Raw genomic sequence first — 26131 nt, 5'->3', positions numbered from 1 at the left:
GGTGGGAATGAAGGTTTATTTTATTACTCCTCTTAAGATTTTTATTATTTTTTATTATAATAATTATTTTTATTATTATTTTTTTAATCACAATCTTAATGGGAACTGGGGTATTAAATAATAAATATAAATTAAAATTTTAAAAATAGAAATCTTGAAGCACTAAATAAAGAATTAGGTATAAAGAAATAGTAGAAAGTAGTAAAATTTGCCAATATCTTTCCCCATACATTAGAACTAGAAGAACAGGATACAAATTTTTTCTTTTTTATTATTTTTATTCTAATTATTATTTTAAATTATATGTGTAAAATTATGATAAAAACAAAGAAATAAACACCTGTTAATTGCAATGAGCACTGAAAAAATAGATTATCTTCTATAAAAATGATTTAAAGATACTTCTTTATATAAAGTTCTGCATTCAATATACTTGCCCCTGCAGCCCCTCTAATCGTGTTATGCTCCAAAGCCATATACTTCACTGTAAATATGTTATCCCTTCTAACCCTTCCCACTGTAATAGACATACCTCTACCGTTATCCCTGTCCAACCTTGGCTGAGGCCTATCTATCTCCCTTCTAATAACAATAGGTTTCGCATAGGTTGGGAGGTTGTAGTCCTTTAAGGGATCGAAGTTATCCATAACCTCTACTATCTCCTCAGGCTCTGCATCCTCTACAGTCTTAACAAATATACTCTCCAAATGGCCATCTATTACAGGAACCCTATTACAGGATACCCCTATCTTGAAGTTGGCGTAGTGGAACTTACCATCTTTTAAATCCCCAAGTATCTTTAAACTTTCAGTCTCCATCTTCTCCTCTTCATTCTTAATATATGGGATTATGTTATCCAAGATGGCCATAGATGGAACTCCCCAATACCCTGCTCCACTGACAGCCTGCATCGTTGTAATATTCACCATCTCTACGCCAAATTTATCCATTATAGGTTTCAAGGTAATAACAGCGCAGATTGTGGAACAGTTAGGATTGGTGATTATACCTCCATCCCATCCCCTATTCTCCCTCTGGATCTCCAACACCTCAAAATGTTCAGGATTTACCTCAGGTACTACTAAGGGAACGTCCTCCTCCATCCTCATGGCAGAGGCGTTGGAAAAAACCAACTTGCCCCTTTTGGCAAATTCAGGTTCTAACTCCCTTGCCAGATCTGAAGGTAGGGCTGAGAAAACGATATCCACATCCTCAAATGCCTCATGATCTGGATCTGTAGGAATAACTATCTTTTCACCTATGTCCTCAGGTATAGGTTCTGGGAGGTACCAATAACATGCTTCAGAGTATCTCTTACCTGCACTTCTCTCAGAGGCTGCAAGTACCTCCAACTCAAAGAAGGGATGGTCCTTAAGTAGTTGGACAAACCTCTGTCCAACACTTCCAGTGGCCCCTAGGACACCTACCTTTATTTTCATAACATTTCACCGTTAACTTTATTCTTTATAATCGTACTCCCAATAGAGAGCATCAAAGAGCACTGCAACAGGATATCCTATAACATGGGCATAATCTACTCCATATTTGATGATCTTGTAAGCCTCCTCTGGAGTTTTTGGACAGTAGTAGGGCACCTCTACAGTATCAAGGAGTTTCTTAGTCCATCTCCCCATAGGAACTTGTGCAGGTATCTTCTCCTTTAGATCGCCCCTATGACTTATTATAAATAGTATAGGTATCTGATAAACCTTACATAGGGAGCCTATACTGTTTATAGAGTTTCCAAGGCCTGAGTTCTGCATAAGAATAGCACATCCCCTACCTGCAAGATGAGCCCCTGCACAGAGTCCAATCGCCTCCTCCTCCCTGGTGGCAGGTATGTATGTTAGATCGCTATCTTTTTCTACAAGAGATATGAGGTTCTTCAGATTGACACAGGGCACACCGGTGATAAAATCTATATTACTGTCTTTAAGTCCCCTGTAGATGGCTAAACTCCCTTCCATAATATTATCCTTAATTATCTTATTAATTATCTTATTATAATAATTATTATTAAAAAAATTAAAAAAATTAACTTTGCTTCTTCTCCGGTTTTTTCCACTCTGTATATCCACATCTTCCACAGGCGTACCTATTTAAGTGTTCTGCCATAAATACTCCAGGGCCACATCTTGGACATGTTTTCTTCAACCTTACTACCTTACCATCCTCAATTTTATAGTACTTGTACTTCTGGACATTCTGGTGTTTAGCCATTGTTCTCACCCTCACCCTCTTTTTCCTCATCTATCTTATTTTTCTCCAAGGTGGATTTTTTCTCTATCATTTTCATAGAATTCTCGTCAGAGTATATCTTTACATAGCATTTGGACTCCATCTTACCAAATTCCTGGTCTATCTTATCTACAATCACTAAGTTTTTATCTACATTGTACATCGCTGCTATTTTCAACTTTACATCTTTTATAGTAGGTGTTGAACCTTCATATCTTATTAAAAATCTGATTTCCTTCCTATTTAACAGGGGGTTTTCTCTCTCAGATAGTACTTCAATCTCCATCTTATCACCTATTTACTTCTTTATCATAAGTGAAAATATTTTATTTACCATCTCCTTTAAATCTTCATCTATCTTTAGTACCACTACACCCATATCAGGTTGTCCATAAAGTACATAGGTACCATAGGGAAAGTACTTTATAACAGGTAGTGCTAAAAGATCCTCCTCACCATCCACTTTCAAGGCTATATTTCCTTCCTCTATCTTGGAGAGATACCTGATCATCTCCATAGCCTCGTCAGATATGCATCCTGGAGGATTTTTAACTTTAAATACCCTCTTAAATCTATGCTCTATAGAGACAGGTATATTTCTCCTAGTTTTTAAGTCAAAAATGGAAAGATGAGGTACAATATTCTTAGATAAGAGATTCTTGGTAGTAATGTCTCCAATGGAGATAACCTTTCCATTTATATAAGGTAATTCTTTATATACTTTTCCAAAGGGTCTTTTAAGTATCTCCCTCAACTCCTGGGTAATTGCATACATGAGTTTCCCTACTCTATTTAACACTCAATGCATACTTTCCCTTGATGTCTATCTTAACCTTTTTCGCTATTTCAGATTTGAGAGGATCTAATACTATCAATAAACCCCTCCAGTTCTCCGACACCTCAGAGTTGCATATAGGACACCTATCTTTATCTGTTAAGTACTTACACTTCAAACAGGCCTTCATCGGATCACCTACTTAACCACCTGCAATTTTTTCTTTTTCTTCTCTTCCTCTATCCACTCTAACTTTCCCAATCCTGGCTGTCTCATCGTTAGGGCTATCTTACTTCCCCTCTTTTTAGTCTCCCTCAAACTTACCGCTATAATCCTTGCCCTAACTATATCCCCCTTCTTCACAACCTTTCCAGTATCTCTTCCCACCATCCTCTCGTTTTTCGGGTCGTAGGAGACATAATCATCCATAATCTGAGATATATGGACTAGACCGTCTAAGGGACCTAACCTTACAAATATACCAAATTCTACAACATCTACAACTTCTCCCTCTACAACCTCGTAAAGTTCAGGAATATAACATAAAGCATCGAAAACCACAGGATGGTAAGCTGCACCGTCCCCATATATTACCTTACCTTCACCTATCTCCTTAACGTCCCCAATTGAGAGGATAAGACCTATATCTTTATCTAAGATACCTTCGTATTTTTCTACCAGTATATTGTGTATGCTCTCCTCAAGGAGGTTTCCAAACATATTTGGAGGTACCCTAACAATATCGGAGATAGTCACCACTTTATACAATTTATCACCTTAAAAAATTATAGAGAAAAGAGGAATTGGATTTAAAAATATAATTAAAAAAGAGTAATTACAACGATGTTAGATATTATAATTAAGATATATATACTTTTTTATTATATTAAATGATCTGTTCAAATAAAGTCTTTCATTAATTTTAGGCGTTTCTATGAGTATTATTTCACATATTTTAAGTTTAATTTTATTTTTAAATTATAAAAGGTCAATTAGGGAGGGTTCTCAAAAAGATTTTTTCATTTTTTTAATAACAAAAAAATATTTATACATGTTTTGTAATATCCAATCCAAGATTTTTAATATTAATTATTAATATTACTTAATTTATAATATAGGTGATATCATGGCATTTAAGATACCAAGACTACTCCTGGGAATAATATCTGTAATTCTAGTATTGGGAATTTGTGGATGTATAAATAACAACGTAAGTGAGAATTCAAACACTGTAAAAATAGTAGATCTCTACAACAGGGAGGTAGAGGTTCCAAAGAACGTTGAGAGAATTGTCTGTTGTGGCCCAGGATGTCTAAGGTTGATAGTCTATCTAAATGCCACAGATAAGGTTGTTGGAGTTGAAAATGCGGAAAAAGAATGGATCCCTTGGGGAAGGCCCTACAGGATAGCCCACCCTGAACTTGCAGATCTACCAACCATTGGACAGGGGGGACCCTCTCCAAAGCCTAACCCTGAGGCGATACTCAAGGTAAATCCAGATGTTATATTTGTAACCTATATGCCTAAAGAGGACGTTGAGGAGTTGCAGGAGAGAACAGGGATTCCCGTAGTTGTACTAAGTTATGGGAAGTTGGCCACGTTTAACGATAGGGAACTATTTAGATCCTTAGAACTTGCTGGGAAAATTCTGAACAGGGAAAAGAGGGCTAAAGATGTTATAAACTTTATAAATGATACTCTAAGGGATCTACAGGAGAGGACTAAAGATATACCTGAGGATGAGAAGCCCAGGGTATATATGGGAGGTGTAGGTTTCAAAGGTGCGAGGGGTATTGACAGTACCATGTGTAAGTATCCTCCCTTTGTTGCAGTGAATGCAAAAAATGTTGTTGATGAATTAAACAAAGAGGGACATGTGTTTGTCAGTAAGGAGCAGATATTACAGTGGGATCCTGATGTTATATTCATAGACGAGGGAGGTTTAAAATTAGTCCTTCAGGACTATAAGAAAAATCCAGAGTTCTACAACTCATTGAAAGCCTTCCAGAATGGAGAGGTTTATGGCTTATTGCCCTACAACTTCTACACTACAAACATTGGAACCGCCCTTGCAGATGCCTACTACGTTGGAAAGGTCCTCTATCCAGATAGATTTAAGGATGTAGATCCAGAGAAGAAGGCAGACGAGATATATACATTCTTAGTAGGTAAGCCGGTTTATAAAGATATGAAGAACTTCTGGGGAGGGTTTAAGAGGTTGAACTTCAGTGAGGAGTAAATTTCATTTTTTATTTCTTCGTAATAAAATTAATATAAAAATAATAATTTTTATTATAATTACAAAAAATATTATTATTCAGGGATATTATGGAACTACTTAAACCTCCTGAAGTTAGTCCAAAGGAGTTATACCATCTACTACAGGATCTATACACAAAGACAAGGTTACTCTACCTTCTAAGATCTGCCATAGATCTTGGGATCTTTGAACACCTTGAGGACTTTAAAACTCCTAAGGAGGTTGCTAAGGAGATAGGATGTGATGAGGTACTCCTTGAACATACCTTGGAGGCGCTGAATAAAATAGGCCTACTTGATAAAAAATTGGAGGATGGAGATACCCTATATAAAAACTCCAAGATAGTTCAACTGTACTTAAAAAGGGATTCTCAGTACTCCTATCTAACTCCAATTAAGAGTATGTTTAAAAGACTTGAACATTGGAGAGATGGAGATGTCCTAAGAAATAAGATGGTAGTTGATGAAAGGGAGTTCTTTTCAGAGGTTGTTAAGGTAATGGCGGAGGAGTGTAAATGTTGGGAGTTGCAGAAGACTGTTGAATACCTGTCAAAATTTGAGGAGTTTAAAAGGGCTAAAAAACTTTTGGATATTGGAGGGGGACATGGCCTCTACAGTATAGGTTTTTCCATGGTAAATAAGGACTTGAAGTGTTACGTTTTCGATCTTCCAGGGGTTGTAAAGGTGACGGAGTACTACATAAGGAAGTACAATGGGAAGAATGTCTTTACAATTGAGGGGGATTTCTATAAGGACGATATCGGGAGGGATTACGATATAGTTTTCTCCTCCTACAACCCTGGAGGTAGGGATCCTGTTATTATAGAGAAGATATACAGGGCTCTAAAGGTAGGAGGTTTATTCGTAAATAAACAGAGTTTTCCCACCTCTGAAGATATTGGGGACATCCTAGATAATATAGAGTGGAACTTCTTCGAATTTAAGGGATATAAGAAGAAAAAATTTAGGTACTCCTTTGAGAGAAGTCTCCAATTCCAGGACTATATAAGGTTCTTAGAGGAGATAGGTTTTGAGGTTCTCGAAGTTGTCAGTTTAGAGGATATACTAGGTTACGATCTGAACAGGGATACTAAGATCGTAGTTGCTAAAAAGGTAGGGGATAAAAATGAGGGAGGAGTACAGGAGGTACATACTTAAAAAGATCTTCTTAGGGGGAATTTTAATACTATCTCTACTTTTACTCTCCCTCTTCGCCCTCGCTATAGGGGATTACAGGTTATCAGTTAATGAGGTTATCAACACCCTCCTTGGAGGTGGTAATAGATACCAACAGTTGGTAGTATGGAATATGAGACTTCCGAGGATCCTATCTGCGATTATTGCAGGTGCCTCCCTATCTGTGGCAGGTGCTGTTATGCAGTGTGTCCTTAGGAATCCCTTAGCCTCTCCATTTACTATGGGAGTATCCCATGGTGCCATGTTTGGTGCATGTGTAGCAATACTCCTCTTCGGTTTAAGTACAGGGATAGGAGGTCCATACGTTATAACCATCTTCGCATTCTTGGGGGCCCTAGGATGTGTTATGGCAGTACTAACACTGGCGAAAATAAGGAACCTTACACCTGAGGCTATGATACTCTCAGGGGTTGCACTAAGTTCCCTCTTTACGGCGGGAACTATGTTTATACAGTACTTCTCCGACGAGTTGGAACTTGCTGCAATGGTCTATTGGACATTTGGGGATCTCGGCAGGGCTACCTGGAGTGACATCTATATTATGTTAATTATCCTTCTAATTACCTCGATATACTTCATATGGAGGAGATGGGATTACAACGCATTGGAGGCAGGGGATGAGGTGGCAAAATCCCTTGGGGTGAATATAGAGGATATCAGAATGTGGAGTATGCTACTCTCCTCCCTACTAACTGCTGTAAATGTTGCATTCTTAGGTATAATAGGTTTCATCGGGTTGATATCTCCTCATATTGTTAGGATCTTAGTTGGAGGAGATTACAGGTTTCTCATACCTCTATCCTTTCTCTTCGGTTCAGTACTGTTGTTATCTGCAGATATACTGGCAAGAACTTTAATATCTCCTATAGTATTACCAGTGGGAATACTTACCTCCTTCCTCGGTACCCCTATGTTTCTCTATCTACTGTTGAGGATGTACAGTAAAAGGTGATCCATATGAAACTCTCCATTAACGGTGTAAAATTCTCCTACGGAAGTAGGGAGATCCTAAAAGGTGTCTCCTTTGAGGTAGAGAGGGGAGAGGTATTTTCCATATTGGGAACAAACGGCGCAGGTAAATCTACCCTACTTAAGTGTATAAACAGGATACTAACACCTAAGAAGGGCACTGTCCTGATAGACAACTTCGATATAAGGGAGATGGACAACTCCCAGTTGGCTAAATATATTGGCTACGTCCCTCAAAAATCCAACGGAAACTATATGACAGTTTTCGATACCTTACTTTTAGGAAGGAAACCTTATATAAAATGGGAGGTATCCAGAGAGGATATAGAGGTAGTATATAAGGTTTTGGAACTCTTAGGATTGGAGGAGCATACGTTGAAATACACCAACGAGTTAAGTGGTGGAGAACTACAGAAAGTAGTGATAGGTAGAGCCCTCGTCCAGGAACCTGAGGTTTTACTATTAGATGAACCTACAAACAACTTAGATATAAAGAATCAACTTGAGGTTATGGAGATTATAAGGAATGTGTCAAAGTCTGAAGGTATTACCTCTGTACTGGTGATGCACGATCTAAACTTAGCCCTTAGATACTCTGATAAGTTCGCCCTTATGAAGGATGGGAAGATATACGCTGTAGGAGGTAGGGAGGTTATAACACCGGAGAATATTAGGAGTGTATATGGGGTTGATGTGTATATTGAGCATGTTAAGGGGTATCCAGTGGTGGTTCCTGTGGTATAGTAAAAGAGTGTTATAAGCCCACAGTTTTTATTCTATATCTAGTAATAACCTTTTTTTGTTAGTGAGGTCTAGTTTACTTTTTAATATTATCCATTAGTATTTAACTAGTTAATCAAAGATTTTAATCTAATTTTTAATTCAACCCTAGTTCCCATCAAAAGGATAGTTTAAAAAATAATAAAAATAATTATTAAAAATAATAAGATAAAAAAATTAGAAGAAATTAAAAATAAAAAACTTCTATTATCCTAGATACAAAATTTTAAAAAGAAGATTGGAGGTGAATGATCCTCTGAATACCTTCTAATACAGGAATTCAGAGTAAGATCTCATAATATTATCTAAAGATTCGGAAAGATCCTAATGGTATTTAATAATTTTTATATTGGTTATTTTCATTGTTCTTTTAATCACTACTGATGGGAACTAAGGTTAATTATTATTTTTTTAATCACAATCTTGATGGGAAGTGGAGTTAATAAAATTAATTAAAAATCTTATATTAATTCGGATAATAATAAGATAAAAAATAATAAAAAAGTTGTTTCAAAAATAAAAAACTCCTATCTATCTAATCATAAATACAATCTTTCCCTCCTTGAAAAGATTGGAGGGGGGGTGTTTCTTCTATATGCATTTTAACCACAACTGTCGGCTATCTTTCTCAAAATCGAATTTCCCATCTCTCGCCTCCAGAGTTTAAGAAACTTATGAAATTAAATAAAATTAATATTATTACTTATTTCCAATTTTAATTTCCTTTTTATTAATTATTTCTTGTTTTTTATATTCATTATTATTTTAATTGATATTTATTAAATGAATAAATTAAAATAATAAAAATCTTTTAAAATTGTATTGAGCACCTGTAAGAAATGAAAAAGGAGGAATAAAATATTCTAAAAAAAGTAATATAGAGAAAAGTTTTAACTATCCCCTATTATTTTTACCTATGTTAATTATATAGAGCATTACTATAAAGGGAACAGTAAAATAGAGAGTAACTTATATTTTATAATCTCTCCCTACAAATATTAAAACCATATATCAAAAGTTTTATATATAATATTTATGATAAAAAGATAAAAGTAAGTTGTGGAAAACTATAAAAATAATAAGGATAGATATTGGAGAGCATTTTTTAAATTAAATTTTTTTAATATCTCTATCAAATTCTTTTATTTTATTTTAAAAATTAACTAAGGTGATAATTTGCCAAAGTTTAAAGTAGTAGTATCTGATGACGATGGAAAATCCTACCAGTTGGAAGTTGAAACATCTGCGTTAATAGGTAAAAAAATAGGGGATGTTATAGACGGTTCCCTCATAGGTTTGGAAGGATACAAGTTAAAGATCACTGGAGGATCTGATAAATGTGGATTTCCAATGAGGCCTGACGTCCCAGGTACTGGAGTTAAAAGGGTATTATTAAGTAAGGGTCCTGGATACAGGCCTAAGGAAAGAGGTATAAGGAAGAGAAAGAGTGTAAGAGGTAATACAATTTCTGAGGATATAGTTCAGGTAAACACAAAAGTTGTAGAGTATGGAGAGAAACCTATAGCTGAGTTGATAGGGCAGGGATAAGTTATATTTTTTTAAATTATACTTTTTTCACTGTTTTTTAACTATCCTTAAAAAATCCTGGGGGTGAGAGGGTGTTTAAACCTAAAAAACTTAGTCCAGAGGAGAAGTTAAAACAGATAGCCCAGATGTTAGACGACATTATAAACGACACTACAGTTCCAAGAAACATTAGGGCTGCAGCACAGAATGCGAAGGATGCCATACTAAATGAAAAGGAGGAGTATATTGTAAGAAGTGCCACTGCAATACAGTACCTGGATGACATTAGTGACGATCCAAACATGCCCCTTCATACAAGAACTCAGATCTGGAGTATAGTTAGTGCCTTGGAGACTGTAAAAGATGAATAATAAAGTTTAACTTTGCAACCTCTTCAATAACCTCTGTTTTTATATAGGCATCCCTTAAATTCCTTCCTAGACATACAACACCATGGTTTTTAAGTACAATTACATCCTCCTTCCTTTTAGATACCTCTTTAGCCAACTCCTCACTACCTGCCTCTAAATAGGGAACATAACCTATCTTTTTTATGAAAACCTTAGATTCAGGGGTTATCAACTCTATTTTTCTATCTAGCACTGAGAAGGCAATAGTATAGGGGGAGTGGGTATGTATTATACTATTCACATCTTCTCTACTTCTGTATATTCCTAGGTGCATCTTCAACTCAGAGGATGGTTTGCCCTTTATAATATTGCTCTCTATATCTACAATGGAGATATCCTCTTCCCTTAAACATCCCAGTATAGATCCTGTAGGGGTGATATATACCCTGTCGCCTTCCCTGATACTTACATTACCTCCACTACCTACGATGTACTTCCTCTGGTACAACATACGACAGATGTTCACAAACTCCTTTAAGTCCATAATATATCGCCTTTTTAGATTGATTTTTGAATAAATTGTTGATATCGATATAATATATAATCTTGTCATTATGATCTCAGAAAGATAAGATTTATAACAACTTTTTATAATTATTATTTTAAAGTGAAAAAAGTATAAATAACACTTTATAGAATAGTAATATAAGGTAGAGAACTATTTTTATTAAGATTTTGAAATACTGATTTCAACTATTTTTAAAGGGGGAAAGTATGGTAAAGATAACAGACGTTACATTGAGGGATGGGCATCAATCTCTTATGGCCACAAGACTGAGAACGGAGGATATGGTACCTATTTTGGAGAAAATGGATGAGGTAGGATTCCACTCCCTAGAGGTATGGGGTGGAGCCACTTTTGACGCCTGTATAAGGTATCTCAATGAAGATCCCTGGGAGAGATTAAGAATTATAAGAAAGAGAGTTCAGAACACACCTCTTAAGATGTTATTGAGGGGGCAAAACCTTGTGGGATACAGACACTATCCAGATGATATTGTAGAGAAGTTTATAGAGAAGGCTTATGAGAACGGTATTGACATATTCAGGATATTCGATGCCTTAAACGATATTAGAAATATGGAGTTCTCCATAAAGGTTGCAAAGAGGTTAGGGGCTCATGTACAGGGGGATATATGTTATACTGTAAGTCCAGTACACACTATAGATCAGTTTGTAGAACTCGCCAAGAAACTTGAGGAACTTGGTTGCGATTCCATAGGTATAAAGGATATGGCAGGACTACTTCTACCTTACGATGCTAAGGAACTTATTAAGAGGTTGAAGGAGGAGGTTTCCTTACCTATACACCTCCACAGCCACTGTACCAGTGGTATAGCCCCATTTACCTTCATGACTGCAATTGAGGCAGGGGTAGATGTGGTAGATTGTGCCATGTCCCCACTGTCAATGGGTGCCTCTCATCCACCTGTAGAGAGTGTAGTTGCTGCACTTAAGGGTACTCCCTACGATACAAAGTTAGATCTAGAACTTTTAAACGAGATTAGGGAGTACTTCGACAAGGTTAGGGAAAAGTACAAGTATCTCATAGATCCAATAGCAGAGAGGATAGATACAAGGATACTTGTATATCAGATACCTGGGGGAATGCTCTCAAATCTTATATCCCAATTGAAGGAACAGGGAGCCTTGGATAAACTACAGGAGGTATTGGAAGAGATTCCAAGGGTAAGGGCAGATCTAGGTTATCCACCTTTAGTAACGCCAACATCTCAAATAGTAGGTACTCAGGCTGTAATGAACGTACTTACAGGGGAAAGGTACAAGATCATTACAAACGAGGTAATAAACTATATAAAGGGACTGTATGGAAAGCCACCTGCTCCAATAAGTAAGGAACTTATGAAGAGGGCACTGGGAGAGGGTGAGAAACCTATCACCTGTAGGCCTGCAGATCTCTTAGAACCTGAGTACGAGAAGTTTAAAAAGGAGGCTGAGGAGAAGGGGATAGTATCAAAGGAGGAGGATATACTAACATATGCCCTCTATCCACATATTGCCCTTAAGTTCTTGAGAGGAGAGTTGAAACCTGAGCCAATACCAGAGGAGAAGGAGGTATCTAAGTTCTTAGAGATACCAACTGAGTATATAATTGAGGTGGATGGGGAGGCATACGAGGTTAGGATAAAGCCTAGGTATGGAACTGAGATGAAGAAGAAAAAGGAGGAGATCACTGTAGAGACAGAGGGGGCGGTAACCTCTCCTCTTAGAGGTATGATCACAAAGATAAAGGTGAAAGAAGGAGACACTGTAAAGAAGGGGGATGTTATACTTATACTTGAGGCTATGAAGATGGAGAACCCTGTTGAAAGTCCTGTAGATGGAAAGGTTGAGAAGATCCTCGTCCATGAAGGGCAGACTGTGAATGTGGGGGATATCCTTATGATAATAAAATAAATTATAATTATTATTAAAATTTTTAATAGTGATACTATGTTCAAGAAGATACTTATAGCCAACAGGGGGGAGATTGCAGTTAGGGTTATAAGGGCATGTCAGGAATTAGATATAAAGACTGTTGCAATATACTCCCAGGCAGATGAACATGCCCTATTTACATCCTTGGCAGATGAGAGTTACTGTATAGGGCCCCCACAGGCATCTAAGAGTTATCTAAATATAAAGAGGATAATAAAGGTTGCAAAGAAGAGTGGTGCCGAGGCTATACATCCTGGTTATGGTTTCCTCGCGGAGAATCCAAATTTTGCCAGAGCCTGTGAGGAGAATGGGATAGTATTTATAGGACCTCCTGCCGAAGCTATAGAAGCCATGGGTAGTAAGATAAACGCAAAAAAGATAATGAAAAAGGCTGGAGTGCCAGTACTTCCTGGTACAGATGGGCCAGTTGAGGATGTAGAAGAAGCAGTGGCAGTTGCAGAGGAGATAGGTTATCCTGTGATAGTAAAGGCCTCCGCTGGAGGGGGAGGTATAGGGATGGCAGTGGCCCATAACAAGGAGGAACTGATAGAAACGATAGAGTCTACCCAATCCATAGCAAAGAGTGCCTTTGGGGATCCTACCATATTCATAGAGAAGTACCTTGAAAAACCGAGACATATAGAGATACAGATACTGGCAGACAAGTATGGAAATGTGGTATATCTTGGAGAGAGGGAGTGTTCCATACAGAGGAGACACCAGAAGTTAATTGAGGAGGCACCTTCACCTATTATGACTGAAGAGTTAAGGAAGAGGATGGGAGAGGCTGCAGTAAGGGCTGCAAAGGCTATAAACTACTGCAATGCAGGGACTGTAGAGTTCCTGTACTACGATGGAGAGTTCTACTTCTTGGAGATGAATACAAGGATCCAGGTTGAACATCCAATAACTGAAATAGTCACAGGTATAGATATTGTAAAGGAGCAGATAAAGATAGCCTACGGGGAGAAACTCCCTTTCAAACAGGAGGATATAGAGATAAGGGGACATGCCATAGAGTGTAGGATAAACGCAGAGGATCCTCTAAGGGAGTTTGTACCATCTCCAGGGAGGATAAAGTACTACAGATCCCCAGGAGGGCCTGGAGTTAGGATAGACAGTGGTGTCTACAGTGGTGCAGAGATACCTCCTTACTATGACTCTATGATAGCAAAGTTGATAACCTATGGAAGGGATAGGGAGGAGGCCATTGCAAGAATGAAAAGGGCACTTAAGGAGTATATAATACTAGGTGTCAGCACAAACATACCCTTCCACAGGGCAGTGATGGAGGAGGAAGACTTCAGAAAAGGGAATATATCAACCCATTATATAGAGGATCACAAGAAGTATCTGAAGGAAAAGGTAACTAAGTACGCTATAGAGGCCATGGATCTTGAAAAACTCTTCGAAGAGAAAGTATTCCACGATAGTAAGAAAATAGTTGCACTTGCAGGAGGTTTAAACGCCTACATTACAAGTGTTGTAAATAGAAATAAGTTAAATGATAAATATTCAGGGGAGTAGAGGGATTGATGTTTTATTAATCTCTTTTTAGATAGAATACCAATGTTTCAAAATTTTTAAATAAAAATCAAAAAAAGTAATAATTTTTAAAATAATAGTTTTAATAAATTAAAATAAAAAAATATTTCATAGTTATTATTATAATAATTCATTATCCTATCTCTTTGGAATGTTCCTTAGTAGTGGAAAAAAGTTGGGTTTTTTACCCTTCCTGTCAAAACACTAAAAAGGTTAAATAGTTCTTTTAATATTAAAACGGCAAAATTGTTATTATTGCAATATTGTTATTATGATAATTATCATTTTATTATCTTATTTGATCTCATTTAGTCTATTATCTGTTTATGCCTTTTAAAAATTTATAATTTTGTAGTTTTTATTTTATAAAACCTTATCTTATTTTTTAATTCTTATTTTTTGTAATTATTATTATAATTTTATTTTCATTATTTTTTTAACACCTAATATGAGAATTAGATTATTATTCTTTTTATTTAATAGGTTTTGTTTATTAATATTAATATGGAAGACTCAAAATATTTTATTTTATTATGAGTTCAAAAAGTTATATATAGGTAATTTAAATGACCCAATATCTTAAAAACATCTAATTTTTTATCAATATCTTCAAATATTTTAAAGTAAATTTTTCCATATTCTAATTAAAGGTTTATATATTAAAAATAGAGTAGATTTAGAGAAAAGAGAGATAATTATTTTTTGTAAATAATCAAAAGGTGAATAGAATGGGCGATATTGTAGAGAAGGTTCAGGAGTATCTTGAAAAGATAGAAAAATCAGGTATAAATGCGTACATACAGATAGATAGAGAGAGGGTACTTAAAGAGGCTGAAGATTTAGAAAAAAATGAGAAGTTAAAGAAGAAACCATTATACGGTAAAATCATTGGGGTAAAGTCCAACATAAACGTCAAGGGATACGTAGTATCCTGCGCCTCTAAGACACTTGAGAACTATGTAAGTCCCTACGATGCCACTGTAATTAAAAAGATAAAGTCCCAGGGGGGTTTAATAATCGGTATGACAAATATGGATGAGTTCGCCTGTGGAAGTAGTGGGGAGACATCTTACTATGGGCCTACGAAGAACCCTATGGCTGAAGATAGAATACCTGGGGGAAGTAGTTCAGGGAGTGCAGCTGCAGTATCTGCCGATCTCTGTGATATGGCATTGGGGAGTGATACAGGGGGAAGTATAAGAAACCCTGCCTCCCACTGTGGAGTAGTTGGATTTAAACCGTCTTATGGAGTTGTAAGTAGGCAGGGGCTCTGTGATCTAGCCATGAGTTTCGATCAGATAGGGCCACTGACAAAGAACGCCAGGGATGCCCTATTATTAACTAATATAATTAAAGGGAAGGATTTCTCAGATAGTACAACTGTAGACACTCCAGAGTTCAAGGTATGGGATGGGGAGGAAATGAAAAATTATAAAATAGGGGTTGTTAAGGAGTTTATGGAGGTTAGTGATGAGAAAATAAGGGAGAGAATCGAAAAGGGTATTGAGGTTTTCAGGGATCTTAACTGGGAGGTTGTGGAGTTAAGTTATAAGTATGTAGATCTAGCCCTTCCTACATACTACCTTATAAACTACGTTGAGTTCTTCTCTGCAACAAGGAGGTACGACGGTAGAAGGTACGGATATCCGATAGAGGAGGTATGTGGGGAGGAGGTACTTAGGAGGATATTGATAGGTAGGCATATAAGTGAAAAGGAGTACAGTGGGAAGTATTACAAAAGGGCACTACAGGCTAGGAGGATGATGAAGAGGGAGATGTTGAAACTCTTCAAGGATGTTGATGCTATAGTATCTCCTACAGTGCCTAAACTTCCTCATAAAATAGGAGAGGAACTTACTCCAATGGAGATGTACGCCTACGATGTCTTAACTGTGCCTGCGAACCTCTGTGGTATATGTGCAGGTGTAGTTAGATGTGGAGATATAAATGGGATACCTGTGGGACTGCAGATAATGGGGAAGCCCTTTGATGACGAGAAGATATTGAATATTATGATACAATTTGAGAAGAATTTCTGAGGGTTATAAATGATTGTTAAACTAAATAACAATTAATAATAACTTATAAAAAGGAAAATTAAAGAATAATAAACCTTAAAATTATTAAACATCAAATAAGAATATAATCAAAGTAAATCTAATCTTTATCCTTCTGGTTCATACTGTGTGCTGGAAAAGTTTTTTATTTTTTATTTTCTTTTTTATTTATTAATTTTTTACTTTTTTACTCTAATTATTTTGTTCTCAGTTTAGCCTACTATAACTGATGGTACAATTTATAGAATTCTAAGTAATATTCCTACTTTTTGATACTAGAAAACATTTAGGATTTATTATTATTTCCCAATAGAGTATTCGGTTTTTTAAGAATTTTATTAACCTTAGTTCCCATCAGTAGTGATTAAAAGAATAATGAAAAAATGAAAAATAATAATAATTGTTATAATAAAAATCATAATGAAAATAACCAATATAAAAACTATATATAAAAACTATTAAACATTCTAGGATCTTTCTGAACACTTAGATAAAATAGGAGATCTTATTCTGAATCCCCGTATTAAAAGATATACAGAGGATCATTCTCCTCCAATCCTATTTTTAAAATGCTATATCTAGGATAATAGAAGTTTTCTGTTTTTTTTTAAAACCTTTTTTCTTTATTTTTATTATTTTTATAATTATTTTTATAATTATCCTTATTATTCTTTAAACTATTCTTTTGATGGAAACTAGGGTTTTATTAATTATTTTATTACCATCATTAATAGGAACTAGAGTAAAAAAATATAATAAAAATAATAATAATAATAAAAAATAACTAAAATCAAAACAGTTAAAAGGTAAAATCTCATCGTTATCTCTTGGAACATCTTAAATAAAGGAGTTTTTTATTTTATTTTTTAATTATAGGTATTTTAGATTAGATTTTAGAAAAACCTTTTAGTTCTAACAATATGTTTACGAAGTTTATAGTACTTATCTTATTATTTAAGGGACCCCCTTTTATTCCTCCACTATCCAGAGTAGTTAGAGAAAGATATTTATTTTTATTTTCAGAGTTTAACAGTTTGAAGATTTATTTTTATTATTCCCATTATTCTCATTTTATTAGTTTTTATGATTTAAAAGTTGAATAACTACCAAAATCAGTTAAAGGATCGAAGGGAAAGTATGAAAAAAGAAAAGGAGATTCTAGAAAAATTAAAAAAATACAGAGAAATGGATCTAAAGTACGAGGATGGTAGGATACTGGGATCTATGTGTACTAAACCTCATCCAATATCTAAGAAGATCGTTGAGATGTTTCTTGAGACAAACTTGGGAGATCCAGGTTTATTCCCAGGGACTAAGAGGTTGGAAGAAGAAGTTATTAAGATGATAGGGGAGATGCTCCACAACAATAATCCCTTCGGTTATATCATATCTGGAGGTACAGAGGCCAATATAACTGCTATGAGGGTTGTAAAAAAGATGGCGAAGGAGAAGGGTAGAAGAGAGGCAAATATTCTTATACCTGAGACTGCACATTTCTCCTTTGAGAAGGCTAGGGAAATGATGGACCTAAACTATACAGTGGTACCTCTCGATAGAAAATACACCATGGATGTGAAGTACCTAAAGGACTACATAGAGGATAACATAGAGAAGGGCATAGATGGGATAGTAACTATAGCAGGTTCCACTGAACTTGGTACCATAGATAATATTCCAGAGATCTCCAAGGTGGCTAAGGAGTACAACATATATATCCATGTAGATGCTGCATTTGGAGGTTTTGTTATACCCTTCTTAGAGGAGAGATACAAATTAGAGGGATATAACTATCATTTTGATTTTTCACTAGATAATATCTTCTCCATTACAGTAGATCCTCATAAAATGGGCCTTGCACCGATACCTGCAGGGGGTATATTATTTAGAGACTTCTCCTTTAAAAGATACTTAGATGTGGAGACTCCCTATCTAACAGAGGACTCCCAGGCTACACTTATTGGAACGAGAAGTGGTATTGGAGTGGCTGCAACCTGGGGTATAATGAAAGTTTTAGGGCCAGATGGATACAGAGAAATAGTATCCCAGTGTATGGAAAATACCTATTACCTAGTAAAGAGGATGAAGGAGTACAGTTTCGAGAGGGTAATAGATCCTGTTTTAAATATTGTGGCGATAAAAGATGAGGACCCTGTAAATACATCTCTAATACTTAGGAAAAAAGGATGGTACCTTTCAATCTGTAGGTGTGTAGATGCCCTTAGGATTGTGGTGATGCCTCACATCACCAAGGAACATATAGATAGGTTCATTGATGCCCTTGCCCAGTGTAAGAGGGATTGAATTCTTGAATAACTATATGCACATTATTGTTAAGATAGAAATTAACCGGTAAGATTGAAGAGGTGATATTTTTGTCTTTTTTAGAAAAATATCTAATAGAGCCATTTAAATATGCTACATCAGATCGGTTAAAAGTGTTAATAGTTATTTTATTGTTAGGTATCCCTATAGTTATTATCTCTATATCATTAATAGCGTATATAAAATTGAATTTCTCTACATTTATTTTAACGTTAGGTATAGGCCTATTATTCTTTATAATAACCTCTATGGCTATTACAGGATACTACATAGGGGTGGTAAAAAACACCCTTAAAGGACTTGATACACTACCTGACTGGAGTAACTTTATTGAAATCTTAAAAGATGGAGTTTTGTATACTGTTGCACTGTTTATATTGATATTGTTAGCCTATTTACCTGCTATTTTACTTTTAATAATAGGGATATTTTTTACAGGAGCGATTGCGACGGTAGATAGTTTTAGACATAGTGATCTCTGGACAATAATCACATCCCTGTTAGCATATATATTGGTACTACTCCTATATATGTTAGTAGTGTCTATAGCACTTAAAATATACGTTCCACTAGCAACAGTAAATTTTGCTAAAAAAGGATTTTCTGGATTCTTCAAATTTTCCGATGTACTAAAAAAGATATCTTTTGAGTATATATTGATACTACTGTTGTATTTTGTAATAAACTTTATTTTTAACTTTATTTTGGAAACTATTGCCAATATAATTGTACCTATGTTGGATATATTTATCTCTATAATAGTGATATCGATCTACATAATGTGTAATACTATCATGTCTTTTATATTTGGAATAATGTCATACAGGGCAGTAACCAAGTACTACCTAGAAAGAGAGAAGGAACAGTAAAAAACTGTTGTTAAATTTATCTATAATTTTTCAAAATAGATTAAAGAGGTAGTATTAATGTCTTCCATAGAGAAATATTTAGTAGAACCCTTTAAATATGCTACATCAGATCGGTTAAAAGTGCTTATTGGAGGATTACTGTTGTTTTTTAATATAGTCGTAGATTGGCTATTGTCAATACTTTTAGGGCCGCTTTCACTTATCCTTATTCCTGGAATAACTCTAATTTTTACTGTAATCATAGTAGGATACTGTATAGAAACCCTAGTTCCCATCAAAAGAATAGTTTAAAGAATAATAAAAATAATTATAAAAATTAATAAAAATAAAAAATAAAGAATAATATTTAAAAAACAGAAAACTTCTATTATCCCAGATACAGCATTTTAAAAAGAAGATTGAAAAGGAATAGTCCTCTGAATACCTTCTAATACAGGAATTCAGAATGAGATATTCTATCTTAACTAAGTGATTAGAAAGACCCTAGAATGTTTAATAGTTTTTATATTGATTGTTTTCATTGTCCTTTAATCACTACTTGGTGGGAACTAAGGTTGTATAGAAGTAATAAAAAACACTGTTAAAAGACTTGATACCCTGCCTGATTGGAGTAATTTTACTGAGATCGTAAAAAATGGAGTTGTGTATATTTTTGCACTGTTAATATTAAATCTAGTGGTGTATTTACCTATTACTTTACTCTTAACAGTAGGATTATTTAGTACATTGGGAGGGCTTACAGGTTATTTGACCTATCTGTTATCTCTGTATATATGTTGGTGGTGCTGATAGCACTTGCAATATACATCCCACTAGCAACGGTAAATTTCGTTAAAAAAGGATTTCTTTGTAATGTCCTTATTATTCTTCTAATTATAATCTTGATAGGAACTAAGATATACATAATAAATAAAAATTATTAAAAATTTTAAAAATAAAAAATCTCTATGTAATGAAGTATAAAATCCCATCTTCTAAATATCCTTAAAATGATAGGGAACATTTTTAAAATTTCTGTTAATTCTTCTTCTTAAGAGTTTTTACATTTCTTTATTTATTATAATAATATTGAGCTTTATTAGTTTAAAAAAGTTTATAATTTTATAACAATATAATAATAAAAGAATATAAAAATAAAATTTCACCGTTTATTTTACTCTACGCCAAATACTAGGGAAGGAAAACAGATTTTTGTCACTTCTACTTTTTTAGGTTTTATTCTTTTTATTTTTATGTATTAGTTTAATTACTCTTTATCGTCAATCCCTCCCCTCATATCAACTGCAACACCGTAGTTAAACTCCATCAACTCCCTACCGTTGAGTATAGTAGTACCGTATCCCAAAAGTTCATCATCCTCATTTACAACAAGTACCTCCTCATAGGGCCTAAGATCCCTATCACAGTCTACAACGAACTTAGCATATACAGATCTCCCCTCCCTTGCAAACCTCTCAACAGATCTATCTACAACAACCCTGTACTTTGGATATGGTATCTTACTATGTAGGAGTTTTGCTCCCTCCTCTGTTGGTATAAGGAAGTTGTCGTAGGATCTTAAAGCAAATAAAACCTTTTTTTCACCGTTTTTAACTATAAGTACATTCCTTATCCACCCTGTCCTTTTACTCCTCCTTACTATTATCTTTTTCATAATCTCCTCGTCTAATATCTTAAATCCGTACTGATACTGGAGCATCCTGTCTATTTTCAGGATATCACTATCTATCTTATTTTTATTCTCCTTGGAGTTGTAATAACTGATATAGTAGTTGTAGGTAACAATATCCAATATTTTATCTTTATATTTTTCAACGAACTCCTTTACAAACTTCTTATTGAACTCCTTCTCAATATCGTAGAGTTCAGGTATCTCACTTTGTAGTAATGGATAGATAATATCTATATTCAGTGGTATCAACCCAAATACGTCATCCTTTACAAGGATATCCACATCACTTGGAAGGATATTAAGGTTCTCACTGTAGGGCTTCTCCACATCCTTTGACACTGTAGTTATATATATCTTCTCAAATTTTATCCTATGAATCCTCTCCTTATGTCTTATTACTTCAGGTCTAAATAAACTCTCGTATCCACCGTAGAAAAACCCAGACTTCTTAGTGACAGGATCGAACTTCTCTATAAATTCAACGTACTTCAAGGCCTGTCTGTATGCCTCCAACAACCTTGGATGGCTTCTACATCTCAACTCCACCAACTCCCAGAGGGCACCTTCCCTAATAGCCTCCTTTACCCTACTCATCTCCTCGAAGGTAACGTACAGGTTATGTTCTGCTAATACCCTCTCCCTCTCCCTTTTATCCATGTCATATACTTCCTTTGGAGAGTACTTACTGCATACTGGACAGGAGCATGGGAACTGTTTAAGATCCTTTAAATCCTCTAAATAGTAAGTACCATACTCTGTTAGATACCTGTCATCCTTGGCGTAGAGGGCGTAGGCTGCACTGTCAAATAGATCACATCCAAGGAGGACGGAGATGGCGAATAGGGTGGGATGTCCACATCCAAAGAGATGAACAGGTTTGTTGGTAGGTAGGCCCATCTTTGAGTTGAGGATAACATCTACAAGGGTTTTATAGTCGTACTTTTCCAAAAGAGGTACAACTGCACCTATAGGATATATATCGAAACCCATACTTCCCATGATCTCTGCGCATCTTCTCCTGAGATCCATATATGTAGATCCCTGAATAGTCCCATTTAGGAGCATCTTATAGTTGTTCTTTCTTTTCAACTCAAGGGATTTCCTACCTCTCCTTATAGTCTCCTCTAAATCTCTCTCTGCTCTTTCCCTATCTGCATAGGGCGGTGTAGGTATATCCAATATAGTCCCTACATCTACCCCTATCCTCTCCTGGAATTCCACTATTTCTAATGGTTCTACATCTATATTTCCATATACACTAAGTTGGAAGGAGCCACTGTCTGTAACCACTACCTTATCAAACCCTATTAACCTATGAACGCCTTTCTCCTCTGCTATTTCTCTAAGTTCTGGTTTAGAGTATATAATATAGGAGTTTGTAATCACCACATCTGCAAGTTTTTTAACAGTCTCCATTGGGACAAGTTGCTTATCTGGGTTGGGATGTATAACTGGCATTATCGTTGGTGTTTCGATTATTTTTCCATTTATCTCCAATTTCCCGATTTTTCCTAGTCCATCTCTCGATTTTATCTGGAACATGGAGTCACCTGTTGTTGTTTAGTGTTTGTATCTTATTTTATGAAATAGTTAAAAAAAACAATAAAAAATAATAATGATAATATTAATTAACGATAGTAATCACAATAAAAAAATAAAACAGTTCCTTATTGATATTATAAACTCTAACTATATAGTATAATAGTAAAATCACAACTCAAGGAGCAGTATTTAAGGGAACTTTATTTATTTCTTCCAGTATTTAAGTTTTCAGTTTCTGGACCTGTCCACTTAACATAAACACCACCTCAGTTTATTATAATACAGAACAAATAACCTACAAAAGAAGTTCCAGTTTCTAACAGGATTTTTAGCATTAATAGAGCAGAAAAAGATCTTTACCCTCTGCTTCAGAGAAGAAAACACCGATTCTATCAAACTCCCCCGCCCAAAAGTCTGATGTTCAAAGTTTAAATTAAGACTTTTTAGAGCACTAATTAGCCATGGGGCTTTATCTATAAGGAATTTAGGCTCACCCCTACAGTACTTCAGTACTTTCTTTACAAAGGACCTCGTAATTAGATGATTCCTTATTGTATAGACTCTCATTAAAATTAATTCATTCCTCTCAACATCTACAGCTGAATAAACGTAATAGTGCTTCCCGCCACCTTTAACAACAGTTTCATCTATCGCTATTAGATCTCTTTCTCTTTCCTCTGTTGTAATGGATAATTCTTCTTTAAACTTATTTATCCAGTTCCAAACTGATGTTTTTGAGACTGGATAAATCTCTGAAAGAATTCTGGCAGTCCTTCTTACTGAAGATGTCTGAATGTAGGTTGCAATGGCGAGTGTTTTAATTTCTATAGGTATTTTGTTCCTCTTAAAGATTTTTAATTCCTTTATAATATCTTTTACTCTTAGCATAATAGTATCTTATGTACATTGTTATATATGATGTTTGTTTTATGTGGACAGGACCCAGTTTCTTTTCCATTTCTTTTTAAAGTAGTTTAATAAATTTATTATATTATAAAATTTCTTCTAATTTTAATAATAATAATTTTTTTTATTAAATATAATATTATTAATCTTTTTTAAATAAAAGAGGAAAAAACTTTATCTATCCTTATCTACATCTCCTCTATCTCCTTTATAATATCCATAACCTCTTTATCCTTTCTCTTTATGGCGATATCTTTTATCTTACTAAGGATATTCAAGTTCTTACCAAAGAGTTTCTTATACTCCATACAGTACTCCACAATGTCCCTGTAGAACTCCTCTAAGATCTTCCTGTTGTAGGAGGCTAACTCGTAGGCAACAACGCCCTTTAAAACATTCTCACTGGAGAAGAGATATAGAGGATGTATCCAGATTATAGTCATATCTTCATCTTTTTCAACAATGTTCTCCATGATATCTAAATCCATAAATATATCTGTGTATACTATAAAGTTGTAATTCTCCATACCCTCTACCTTTTTTAGATCCTCGCTTACCCTCTCTACAATGTCGTAGAATCTATCAAGTTTTTTATCCAACTCCTCTTCAGAGAGTTCGTTCCACTTTAATATCCTCTCTCGATGTTCGTATGTGATATCCCTGTTAGGTCCAATAACCTTGTAGTCCTCATCTACCTTGAAAGAGTACCCTTTAGATGTTTCCGAGGACAGAAGTATCTCCAGAGTATCGTTGTGAATGTCTTCTAAGTTAACTCCTTTAAGGATGTACCTCCTATTCTCCACCTTAAAAGATGGTAGAGACTCACAGTCCTCCAGGGATTCTACAGTTCTCCTCTTTCCAGTATTTCTATCTACTAAAAATAGGCCCTGGAACTTTACGTTGTAATTACAGGCTCTTATTAGATCCTTGGAGTACTCGTCTAAATTTCTATAGATATCCTTTAGTATCTTACTTATAAGTCTCTTAGATTCCATAGTATCACTGAAAATTTTTTTATCCACCTTCTCTCAAATACCATCCCTTATCTATAACGTTCTTAATAATCTTCCCTCCTCCGTAGTTACCGATCCCGAGAAACTCCCTATCCATGTTAAATATGGCCAACCTCCCTCCACCCTTTAACTCCAAAACAGAAGACAGGAATATATCCCTACCGTACAAGAAGAGAATTTCTCCCTTTCTATTAACTACAGCGTAGTTTTTAACGATATCCTTGGAAATGAGAGTCATTCCCTCTAAGGACAGTGTAAATTTAATCTTATCTTTACTCTTTTTAAAACTTCCAAATATTAAACCTGCACCGTAAATATTTTTAAATAACTTCAGATTTTTTAAGACATCCTTGGTGGTGTAGATAACATCGTACCTATCCTTATCGTATAGGAGGTATAAATTCTCGAATTTAAAATTTTCTATAGTCTCCTTATTGAGATAATAATTTAATATATTTTTTATACAGTTGATCTCCTCGAGATTTAATTCTCTGGATTTCATGTTCCCAATATCTACCTTCTCTCGAGATATCAGTGGTAATAACCCCAACCTTGCCGATTTTATTTCTTACTAATTATTCAGAAAACCATATAATGGAAACGTAGAAAGAATTTCTTATTTCCGGAAATCCCTCAAGAGTGGGGAAAAAGGACATATTTTTCATGATTTATAATTATAGTTATTAGAATTAAAATAGTGATATGTTTAGTATAAATAATTTATGTTTAAAATGAAAGTTATGAAAGATATTTATTGATTATTCCACTGATTTAATATCCTAAATGGTCCTCTACACTTCTCCTCATAACCTCAACATCTGGTTTTACACCTGTCCATATCTCAAAGGCTAATGCACCCTGATATACCAACATCCCAATACCGTTGATAGTCTTCGCCCCCCTCTTTTTAGCCTCTCTAAGTAGTACAGTCTCCCTTGGATTGTATATGAGATCCATAACTACCATATCACTACGTATATTATTTACGTCTATTACAGGTTTTACATTAATATGAGGATACATACCAACTGGTGTAGTGTGGATAACTATCTCGTAATTTCCTATATCTACACTTAGATCTCCATACCCTACTTCTCTATTTAACTTTCTAGAGATCTCCTCTGCCAGAAGTTTAGCCCTCTCAACTGTTCTATTCACTATGGTGATGTTGTTATCCTTAGCCAGTTCAAATGCCACAGCCCTTGCAGCACCCCCTGCACCTACTATGAGGATATCCCTACCCTTTACCTTTCCTACCTCCTCCTCAAGGGACATACGGGCACCTAATCCATCTGTATTGTATCCTATTGCCCTATCATCTTCGATCTTTACAGTATTAACCGCCCCTATAAGTTGAGCCTCCCTATCTAACTCATCTAGATACTTTATAATCTCCACCTTATGAGGTACTGTAACGTTAAAACCTCTAAATGTCCCAAGTGCCTTTGCACCATCTACTACGTACTTCAACCTATCAGGATGGACGTCGAAGGCCAAATATACGTAGTTTAGATCTTTATCCCTTAGGGCTCTATTGTGCATAATAGGAGACAGAGAGTGCTCCACAGGATGTCCTATAACACCTAAAAGTTTAGTTTTAGAGTCTATCAT

At 35.2% G+C, this 26131-nt stretch carries 24 protein-coding genes; 11 read left to right on the top strand and 13 right to left on the bottom strand.

The window, feature by feature from the left end:
- Positions 1–392: 392 nt before the first annotated feature.
- The 7 genes from asd to CFE53_RS03735 form a co-directional block, all read right to left on the bottom strand.
- Positions 393–1439, bottom strand: coding sequence for an aspartate-semialdehyde dehydrogenase (asd, locus tag CFE53_RS03765; protein ID WP_148120549.1), 1047 nt, complete (start codon positions 1437–1439; stop codon positions 393–395).
- 18 nt (positions 1440–1457) lie between these two features.
- Entirely contained in the window at positions 1458–1967 is a 510-nt protein-coding gene (comD, locus tag CFE53_RS03760) for a sulfopyruvate decarboxylase subunit alpha (RefSeq protein WP_148120548.1), read from the bottom strand.
- Between the two features lie 67 nt (positions 1968–2034).
- The gene (locus CFE53_RS03755) at positions 2035–2220 is read right to left on the bottom strand and encodes a 30S ribosomal protein S27ae (protein WP_148120547.1); all 186 of its coding nucleotides are present in this window, start codon (positions 2218–2220) and stop codon (positions 2035–2037) included.
- Positions 2213–2524 (bottom strand): 30S ribosomal protein S24e, encoded by a 312-nt coding sequence (locus tag CFE53_RS03750; protein ID WP_148120546.1) that lies wholly within the window; start codon positions 2522–2524, stop codon positions 2213–2215. Before CFE53_RS03750 ends, CFE53_RS03755 begins: the two co-directional genes overlap by 8 nt.
- Before the next feature lie 12 nt (positions 2525–2536).
- The gene (locus CFE53_RS03745; RefSeq protein ID WP_148120545.1) at positions 2537–3013 is read right to left on the bottom strand and encodes a GTP-dependent dephospho-CoA kinase family protein; all 477 of its coding nucleotides are present in this window, start codon (positions 3011–3013) and stop codon (positions 2537–2539) included.
- A gap of 13 nt (positions 3014–3026) precedes the next feature.
- A complete protein-coding gene (gene spt4 / locus CFE53_RS03740) occupies positions 3027–3203 on the bottom strand; it encodes a transcription elongation factor subunit Spt4 (RefSeq protein WP_148120544.1) in 177 nt (58 codons plus the stop codon).
- A gap of 8 nt (positions 3204–3211) precedes the next feature.
- Positions 3212–3781: a DNA-directed RNA polymerase gene (locus tag CFE53_RS03735; protein WP_148120543.1), complete on the bottom strand. Its 570-nt coding sequence runs from the start codon at positions 3779–3781 to the stop codon at positions 3212–3214.
- A gap of 358 nt (positions 3782–4139) precedes the next feature.
- On the opposite strand from CFE53_RS03735, the gene CFE53_RS03730 reads away from it, so the two are divergent.
- From CFE53_RS03730 to CFE53_RS03705, 6 genes are all read left to right on the top strand, one after another.
- Positions 4140–5252: an iron ABC transporter substrate-binding protein gene (locus CFE53_RS03730; RefSeq protein WP_148120542.1), complete on the top strand. Its 1113-nt coding sequence runs from the start codon at positions 4140–4142 to the stop codon at positions 5250–5252.
- A gap of 89 nt (positions 5253–5341) precedes the next feature.
- A complete protein-coding gene (locus tag CFE53_RS03725; RefSeq protein WP_148120541.1) occupies positions 5342–6430 on the top strand; it encodes a class I SAM-dependent methyltransferase in 1089 nt (362 codons plus the stop codon).
- Positions 6399–7421, top strand: a complete 1023-nt coding sequence (locus tag CFE53_RS03720; RefSeq protein WP_172456357.1) for an iron ABC transporter permease — start codon at positions 6399–6401, stop codon at positions 7419–7421. The genes CFE53_RS03725 and CFE53_RS03720 overlap by 32 nt, the downstream gene beginning before the upstream one ends.
- A 5-nt stretch (positions 7422–7426) precedes the next feature.
- Positions 7427–8182 carry an ABC transporter ATP-binding protein gene (locus CFE53_RS03715; RefSeq protein ID WP_148120539.1) on the top strand — a complete coding sequence of 252 codons (756 nt, stop codon included), beginning with the start codon at positions 7427–7429 and terminating at the stop codon, positions 8180–8182.
- A gap of 1212 nt (positions 8183–9394) precedes the next feature.
- Positions 9395–9766 carry a 30S ribosomal protein S6e gene (locus CFE53_RS03710; RefSeq protein ID WP_148120538.1) on the top strand — a complete coding sequence of 124 codons (372 nt, stop codon included), beginning with the start codon at positions 9395–9397 and terminating at the stop codon, positions 9764–9766.
- A 71-nt stretch (positions 9767–9837) separates the two neighbouring features.
- Positions 9838–10116, top strand: a complete 279-nt coding sequence (locus CFE53_RS03705; RefSeq protein WP_148120537.1) for a UPF0147 family protein — start codon at positions 9838–9840, stop codon at positions 10114–10116.
- Here the strand turns inward: CFE53_RS03705 and fucA are convergent.
- Entirely contained in the window at positions 10085–10639 is a 555-nt protein-coding gene (gene fucA / locus CFE53_RS03700) for an L-fuculose phosphate aldolase (RefSeq protein WP_148120536.1), read from the bottom strand. The two genes, CFE53_RS03705 and fucA, sit on opposite strands and share 32 nt — an antisense overlap.
- A 230-nt stretch (positions 10640–10869) precedes the next feature.
- Here fucA and oadA point away from each other — a divergent pair, with 230 nt between their 5' ends.
- The 5 genes from oadA (at position 10870) to CFE53_RS03675 (ending at position 19387) form a co-directional block, all read left to right on the top strand.
- Positions 10870–12573: a sodium-extruding oxaloacetate decarboxylase subunit alpha gene (oadA, locus tag CFE53_RS03695; protein WP_148120535.1), complete on the top strand. Its 1704-nt coding sequence runs from the start codon at positions 10870–10872 to the stop codon at positions 12571–12573.
- A 36-nt stretch (positions 12574–12609) separates the two neighbouring features.
- A complete protein-coding gene (locus CFE53_RS03690) occupies positions 12610–14121 on the top strand; it encodes an acetyl-CoA carboxylase biotin carboxylase subunit (protein ID WP_148120534.1) in 1512 nt (503 codons plus the stop codon).
- Positions 14122–14867: 746 nt separating this feature from the next.
- Entirely contained in the window at positions 14868–16178 is a 1311-nt protein-coding gene (gene gatA / locus CFE53_RS03685) for an Asp-tRNA(Asn)/Glu-tRNA(Gln) amidotransferase subunit GatA (RefSeq protein ID WP_148120533.1), read from the top strand.
- Positions 16179–17333: 1155 nt separating this feature from the next.
- A complete protein-coding gene (mfnA, locus tag CFE53_RS03680; RefSeq protein ID WP_148120532.1) occupies positions 17334–18497 on the top strand; it encodes a tyrosine decarboxylase MfnA in 1164 nt (387 codons plus the stop codon).
- Between the two features lie 71 nt (positions 18498–18568).
- Complete coding sequence (locus CFE53_RS03675) at positions 18569–19387, top strand: DUF4013 domain-containing protein (protein WP_148120531.1); 819 nt, start codon at positions 18569–18571, stop codon at positions 19385–19387.
- A gap of 1246 nt (positions 19388–20633) precedes the next feature.
- Here the strand turns inward: CFE53_RS03675 and tgtA are convergent.
- The 5 genes from tgtA to aroE all read right to left on the bottom strand — a co-directional run bounded on the left by tgtA (position 20634) and on the right by aroE (position 26131).
- Positions 20634–22601: a tRNA guanosine(15) transglycosylase TgtA gene (gene tgtA / locus CFE53_RS03665; RefSeq protein WP_148120529.1), complete on the bottom strand. Its 1968-nt coding sequence runs from the start codon at positions 22599–22601 to the stop codon at positions 20634–20636.
- A 249-nt stretch (positions 22602–22850) separates the two neighbouring features.
- Positions 22851–23489: a DDE-type integrase/transposase/recombinase gene (locus CFE53_RS03660; RefSeq protein WP_148120528.1), complete on the bottom strand. Its 639-nt coding sequence runs from the start codon at positions 23487–23489 to the stop codon at positions 22851–22853.
- 206 nt (positions 23490–23695) lie between these two features.
- A complete protein-coding gene (locus tag CFE53_RS03655; RefSeq protein WP_148120527.1) occupies positions 23696–24502 on the bottom strand; it encodes a hypothetical protein in 807 nt (268 codons plus the stop codon).
- A gap of 19 nt (positions 24503–24521) precedes the next feature.
- Positions 24522–25022 (bottom strand): NIP7 N-terminal domain-related protein, encoded by a 501-nt coding sequence (locus CFE53_RS03650; protein ID WP_148120526.1) that lies wholly within the window; start codon positions 25020–25022, stop codon positions 24522–24524.
- Between the two features lie 269 nt (positions 25023–25291).
- Positions 25292–26131, bottom strand: coding sequence for a shikimate dehydrogenase (gene aroE / locus CFE53_RS03645; RefSeq protein ID WP_148120525.1), 840 nt, complete (start codon positions 26129–26131; stop codon positions 25292–25294).

The sequence above is a fragment of the Methanofervidicoccus sp. A16 genome (genome assembly GCF_003351865.1).
GTDB lineage: Archaea > AGJL01 > Methanococci > Methanococcales > Methanococcaceae > Methanofervidicoccus.
This window is presented reverse-complemented; position numbering and strand designations above follow the sequence as displayed.

Excerpts from the sequence above, each read along its gene's own strand:
- asd (WP_148120549.1), bottom strand. The coding sequence starts at position 1,439 with ATGAAAATAAAGGTAGGTGTCCTAGGGGCCACTGGAAGTGTTGGACAG.
- comD (WP_148120548.1), bottom strand. The coding sequence starts at position 1,967 with ATGGAAGGGAGTTTAGCCATCTACAGGGGACTTAAAGACAGTAATATA.
- CFE53_RS03755 (WP_148120547.1), bottom strand. The coding sequence starts at position 2,220 with ATGGCTAAACACCAGAATGTCCAGAAGTACAAGTACTATAAAATTGAG.
- CFE53_RS03750 (WP_148120546.1), bottom strand. The coding sequence starts at position 2,524 with ATGGAGATTGAAGTACTATCTGAGAGAGAAAACCCCCTGTTAAATAGG.
- CFE53_RS03745 (WP_148120545.1), bottom strand. The coding sequence starts at position 3,013 with ATGTATGCAATTACCCAGGAGTTGAGGGAGATACTTAAAAGACCCTTT.
- spt4 (WP_148120544.1), bottom strand. The coding sequence starts at position 3,203 with ATGAAGGCCTGTTTGAAGTGTAAGTACTTAACAGATAAAGATAGGTGT.
- CFE53_RS03730 (WP_148120542.1), top strand. The coding sequence starts at position 4,140 with ATGGCATTTAAGATACCAAGACTACTCCTGGGAATAATATCTGTAATT.
- CFE53_RS03725 (WP_148120541.1), top strand. The coding sequence starts at position 5,342 with ATGGAACTACTTAAACCTCCTGAAGTTAGTCCAAAGGAGTTATACCAT.
- CFE53_RS03720 (WP_172456357.1), top strand. The coding sequence starts at position 6,399 with ATGAGGGAGGAGTACAGGAGGTACATACTTAAAAAGATCTTCTTAGGG.
- CFE53_RS03715 (WP_148120539.1), top strand. The coding sequence starts at position 7,427 with ATGAAACTCTCCATTAACGGTGTAAAATTCTCCTACGGAAGTAGGGAG.
- fucA (WP_148120536.1), bottom strand. The coding sequence starts at position 10,639 with ATGGACTTAAAGGAGTTTGTGAACATCTGTCGTATGTTGTACCAGAGG.
- oadA (WP_148120535.1), top strand. The coding sequence starts at position 10,870 with ATGGTAAAGATAACAGACGTTACATTGAGGGATGGGCATCAATCTCTT.
- CFE53_RS03690 (WP_148120534.1), top strand. The coding sequence starts at position 12,610 with ATGTTCAAGAAGATACTTATAGCCAACAGGGGGGAGATTGCAGTTAGG.
- gatA (WP_148120533.1), top strand. The coding sequence starts at position 14,868 with ATGGGCGATATTGTAGAGAAGGTTCAGGAGTATCTTGAAAAGATAGAA.
- mfnA (WP_148120532.1), top strand. The coding sequence starts at position 17,334 with ATGAAAAAAGAAAAGGAGATTCTAGAAAAATTAAAAAAATACAGAGAA.
- tgtA (WP_148120529.1), bottom strand. The coding sequence starts at position 22,601 with ATGTTCCAGATAAAATCGAGAGATGGACTAGGAAAAATCGGGAAATTG.
- CFE53_RS03660 (WP_148120528.1), bottom strand. The coding sequence starts at position 23,489 with ATGCTAAGAGTAAAAGATATTATAAAGGAATTAAAAATCTTTAAGAGG.
- CFE53_RS03655 (WP_148120527.1), bottom strand. The coding sequence starts at position 24,502 with ATGGAATCTAAGAGACTTATAAGTAAGATACTAAAGGATATCTATAGA.
- CFE53_RS03650 (WP_148120526.1), bottom strand. The coding sequence starts at position 25,022 with ATGAAATCCAGAGAATTAAATCTCGAGGAGATCAACTGTATAAAAAAT.
- aroE (WP_148120525.1), bottom strand. The coding sequence starts at position 26,131 with ATGATAGACTCTAAAACTAAACTTTTAGGTGTTATAGGACATCCTGTG.